Here is a 4,915-nt window from a genome sequence, read left to right on the forward strand (position 1 = left end):
GGCTCGCAGTGAAGGGAATCCGCAATCAATTGTCCCAAGTGTTCACGGGGCAGGGGCGCGAGGGTGATCTCCTGCACTATCGCGCCAGCTTCGCGGATTGATTCGAGCCTGCGCGTCAGGGGATGGGCGGAGTCCACTTCGTTGTCTCGGTAGGCGTAGATCAACATCATGTACTGCACGTCGTGCCGACTCAGAAGATCTTCGAGCAAATCGAGCGTTGCTGCGTCGAGCCACTGCAAATCGTCGAGGAACAGCGCAAGCGGATGCTCCGGCCGCGCGAATACGGCAATGAATCGCCGAAATACCAATTGGAATCGGCGTTGCGCATCCAATGGCGGTAGGACAGGAACCGGAGGCTGTTCTCCAATGATTAGCTTCAATTCCGGGACAAGATCGATGATAAGCCCCGCGTTTGGCCCCAACGCCTGGCGAAAGGCATCGCGCCAGATGCTTAGCTCTTCTTCCTCCTTGCCGAGTAGCGGGCGGACAAGGCCCCCGAAGGCCTGCGCGAGCGTGGCATACGGGATGTCGCGTTTGTATTGGTCGAACTTACCCGAGGCAAAAAGGCCGCGGGGCGGTACGAGCACCTTGTGCAGCTCATTGACGACGGAGGACTTGCCGATACCGGAATATCCGGAGACCAGAACCAACTCTGGCACACCGGTCTTGATGATGCGATCGAAGCAGGAAAGCAACGTCGCGATCTCACGATCTCGTCCGTACAGCTTTTCGGGGATCAGCAGACGGTTCGGCGTGTCCTGCAGGCCGGGCGGGAAGTCATCGATGCGGCGGCGCGCTTCCCATTCCACCAGGCAGCGTCGCAGATCGCGCTCGGCACCGCCGGCGGTCTGGTAACGATCCTCGGGAGTCTTGGCGAGCAGCTTCATAATGATCGCCGAGACGGGCGCCGGGACACTCTCTAGCCGTTCCCCTGGCGGCACTGGTTTTCTGGCAATATGGCAGTGCACCCATTCCATCGGATCAGCCGCCGTGAAGGGCAGAACGCCCGTGAGCATTTGGTACAGCGTGACGCCGAGGGCGTAGAGATCGCTGCGGGCGTCGATCGAGCGGTTCATCCGCCCGGTTTGTTCGGGTGCCATGTAGGCAAGCGTACCTGCGATGGTCTCGGGCGGCGCGGGCGCCTGCCGCTCGCGGGACAGGCGCGATGCGATGCCAAATCCAGTGAGCCGCACGTGTTCATCCGCGCAGTCCACCACAATGTTAGCTGGCTTGATGTCTTTGTGGATGAGCCCGCGTTGATGAAGCTTGCCCAGAGCAGAGGTAACAGCAATAGCAAGGCGCAAGAAGCGTCCTACCTCCATGGGCCCACCGAGCAAACGATCGAGCGGCTCCCCGCCACCCAGGTCATCGAGCACCAGTACGGTCCGACCGGCGTCGCGCATGAGGGCTAGCGGCCGCGCCGCCCATGCCCCGTCGAGTTCATCTTTCAGCTCGTATTCGTGCGTGAGCCGATCGTGTGTCGCCTGGGACCGGTGGTCCGCGGTAGGCGCAACAAGCAGCACGGCGAGCCGGCTGCCATTGTCGTCCAGTCGCCAGCCGCGACTGAACACGCGCTCGCCGTCCTCCCATAACACCTGAGAGCCGGCGTCCGAGTACGCGACGTTCAGCGACTGCTGCACCATCCGTCAAACTCCGCCGCAGGGCTTCGGCTTGAAGTCGGCTGATCAAGCTCTTCGCTCGCCACACGCGCGGCCTCTCTCCAGCCTAGAGAAATCGTACTCCATCACCCGAGAAATGCCAGCCTTCCCTTGTCTTGCCGGGTACGCGGACGCAGATCCTTATTCGTTTAGCGACGATTGCGAGCGATTTGCCCGCCCCGACCAAGGAGGTGCAGAAGCGCGAGCTGGAACTCGGCGACCAGTTGGTCTACCGCGAGCGCCAGCTTGCGCAGCTCACCGACCTTGGAATGCGCACTGGCCTCTGCAGAGGCGGTGCGTCGCAGGGCCCAGGAGTTCCAACGCAAGTAAATCGCCACTGAAGATGGCCTCGCCCCATCCATCTCGGCGTCGCTCGTCCTCGATCTGGTCGCGGGGATCGCAAAGTTCGTCCCTGTACTTCACTCGAGCCGCGCGAGGGCGCGGCGGAGAAGCTCGTCGATCTCTTGCTTGAGGGCGAGATCAACGCCGCAATGGTCAGGGACGTGCACGACATGCCCGCCCGCATCGACGGCTGCTGTTCGAGGAGCGCTACGTCCCGGTTCTCGCGCGACACACCGCCTCTCAAACCGTCCCTCGATCGGCATTGACGACCTCCGTGAGACCATCTTGCTGGAACGCGCCGACGCGTCGCCCCGAAGAGTCAGCAATCGTATTTCGCCGAGAAGCCGCCCCAACTCGGCCACTGCGGCGGTCAAGACTTGCACCTGCAGCATATGGCCGCCGCTGGCTTCGGCGTGATACTTGTGCCCGAGCACATGCCACGCTTCCGACGCTCAAGACCATTCCGCTCGAGGGCGACCCGGTTTCGCGGAAGGTGTGGTTGCTGGCTGTGCAGCGGCGCCGCAACTCGCCGGCGCTGGATGCTTTCGTCAAGGTCGCGCGGCTTCGCGACTTGTCGGCGAAGTCCCCACCCGGGCACGCCGCACGCAACGATCCCGGAGGCGTGATCACGACATGCACGCCGGCGGGCAACCGCCTCCAGCTAATGGATCCACAGACTGACGCCTTACTGATGCCAAATCGACAAGATATCCGCCCAGATTCGCACCGAGCTGTTGACGACGTTCAGCGCCGCGGACTAGGAGTCATGCAGCCACCTCGTGGGCGGCTGCGCGATACAGGCGTGACATCGCACGCATTGAAGGTCGGAGACGTCGCGCCGGATCGACATCCGCCGCTATGATCAATAAAGCGCTCTAGCCGCCGATTTCGCTGCCTAGTGTGGGCCCGAACAGCTCCCATCTGTCGCCCTTGAACCTCCTGAGCCGCACCTGTTTGATCGGCGCGAAATCGATCGGGCTGGTGTTGATCTTGATGCCGGGCAGCAGGTTGGTGGTCCTGAAGTCCTTGAGGTTTGCAGCCTGCTTCATCACGTTCTCGCGCGTGAGGTTATCGCCGCACTGCTTGAGCACCTGAACCAGCGTCTGGGCCATATTGAAGCCTGTCATCACCAGACTATCGGCCCGATTGCCTTCGGGGAAAACGTCGGCGAGGAAGTCGTCGAAGGCCTTCATGCCGGGATCATCCTTCCACTGAGGATCGAGCGCGTCCATCAGATGGGTCACCGAAATGATGCCCTGTGCGTTTTCGAAACCGGCGGGCTTGATGGCGCCTCCGATGGAGGTGCTGATGCTGTTGAGAACGTGAAGTGGCTTCCAGCCGATCTCGGCCGCCTTCCTGATGGCTTGCGCCGTGAACTTTGGCGTGGTGATGTCGACGAATACGTCGGCATTGAGCGACTTCATCTTGACGACGTGCGAATCGATGGTCGGCTCGGCCACCTCATAGGCGTCTTCGGCAACGATCATCGACGCAGCCTTGGCGCCGAGGCCATCCTTCAGGCCTTTGAGATAATCCTTCCCGTAGTCGTCGTTCTGGTAGAGGACCGCGATCTTGGCGTTCGGCTTTTCCTTCAAAATATACCTGGCGTAGATCCGTGCCTCGTTCTGATTGTTGGGCGACCAACCTATAGTCCACGGGAAGTTCTGCGGATCATTCCATTTGGTCGCGCCGGTCTGCACGAACAGTTGTGGCACCTTTTTCGCGTTCATATATTTCTGTATGGCGGTGTTGGACGGCGTGCCAAGCGAACCGAAGATGAGAAGAACCTCGTCCCTCTCAACCAGTCTGCGCGCCTGCTCGACCGCTTTTGGTGGACTGTAACCGTCGTCATAGGAAATGAAATTGATTTTGCGGCCGTTGATGCCGCCTTCGTCGTTGATCTTGCGAAAGTAGGCGGCCTCGGTCCTGCCTGTAGTACCGTAAGCCGACGCCGGCCCGCTGTAGGGCATGATGTTGCCGATCTTGATTTCGGTGTCGGTTGCACCGGCATCGTATTTCTTCTGGGAAAGTACGCCGCCTCCGCTGGCAGCAAGCATTATAATGGCGGTCGAGAACGCCGCCAATCGTCGTGCGACGAAGGACATCTCGTTTCTCCCTATGAACCAATGAATGTGTCTATCGTTATTGGCACACTCGCGAGACCTCGCTTGGATCTCTTCTCCGAGAGTGAACACCATTCATCAGGAGTTGTCGATCTTCACGAACGCCACTCGCGTGCGCGTTCGGCGTCAGTTCGCGAATTCGTCAATGGAGCTGCCCCTAATTCTCAACGTCGCCCGCGAGCGCTCGCGCGAACAGCTTGGTCCGCTTTATCGGAGCCCCTCGCACACGCCTACGCTTTAACCGCTCGGTATCGCGGCGAACCGATTCAAAGTCCTGTTCCAGCAAATGTCAGACCCGTCGCCTTTGGGCAAGTGAATCGGCCCGGCAGATTGAAACACCTCGAGCCGCGATCTCGATGGCATCGTTTCGATAGCCGGAGGTGATTGGACGGTCGACCACCGGTGCCTATCTTCAATGCAGGACAAAAGGGGGCTCCGCAAATGCCGACCTACAGCAAAACCCCGAAGTGGTCTCGAAGTTGACCCGAGTGGTACCGCGTCACGCAGACCAATGGGGCCGAGCTCCCCTTCACCAACGAATACTGGGACAACAAGGAGCCTGGCCTCTACGTCGACGTCGTTTCCGGCGAGCCGCCGCGCGGTTTTATTCCGTGAGCTGCAGGCCGCGATGCAATCGCTGAAGGACGTGCCGGGCAATGAGAACACACCTGGCCTCTTGATCTGGGCGACCTTGTGGCGCGATCCGCCTCGAGACGTGCTGGTGCTGCGGCCGGGCGTTTCGCTTTGCCGAGATCAAACGTATCCACGGCAACGGGTTCAAGGTCGGCACCA

Annotated in this window: 2 protein-coding genes and 1 pseudogene; 1 reads left to right on the top strand and 2 read right to left on the bottom strand. The window is 60.6% G+C overall.

Going from position 1 to position 4,915, the window contains the following annotated elements:
- A partial coding sequence (locus SO140_RS45290; protein ID WP_498544138.1) for an ATP-binding protein occupies positions 1–1,643 on the bottom strand: 1,643 nt, incomplete at its 3' end.
- Positions 1,644–2,875: 1,232 nt separating this feature from the next.
- Positions 2,876–4,105 (bottom strand): ABC transporter substrate-binding protein, encoded by a 1,230-nt coding sequence (locus SO140_RS45295; protein ID WP_498544139.1) that lies wholly within the window; start codon positions 4,103–4,105, stop codon positions 2,876–2,878.
- A gap of 501 nt (positions 4,106–4,606) precedes the next feature.
- Here SO140_RS45295 and SO140_RS45300 point away from each other — a divergent pair.
- A pseudogene (locus tag SO140_RS45300) lies at positions 4,607–4,717 on the top strand (peptide-methionine (R)-S-oxide reductase); the annotation flags it as partial.
- Positions 4,718–4,915: the final 198 nt, after the last annotated feature.

This window comes from Bradyrhizobium sp. UFLA05-108 (assembly GCF_059803455.1).

Excerpts from the sequence above, each read along its gene's own strand:
- SO140_RS45295 (WP_498544139.1), bottom strand. The coding sequence starts at position 4,105 with ATGTCCTTCGTCGCACGACGATTGGCGGCGTTCTCGACCGCCATTATA.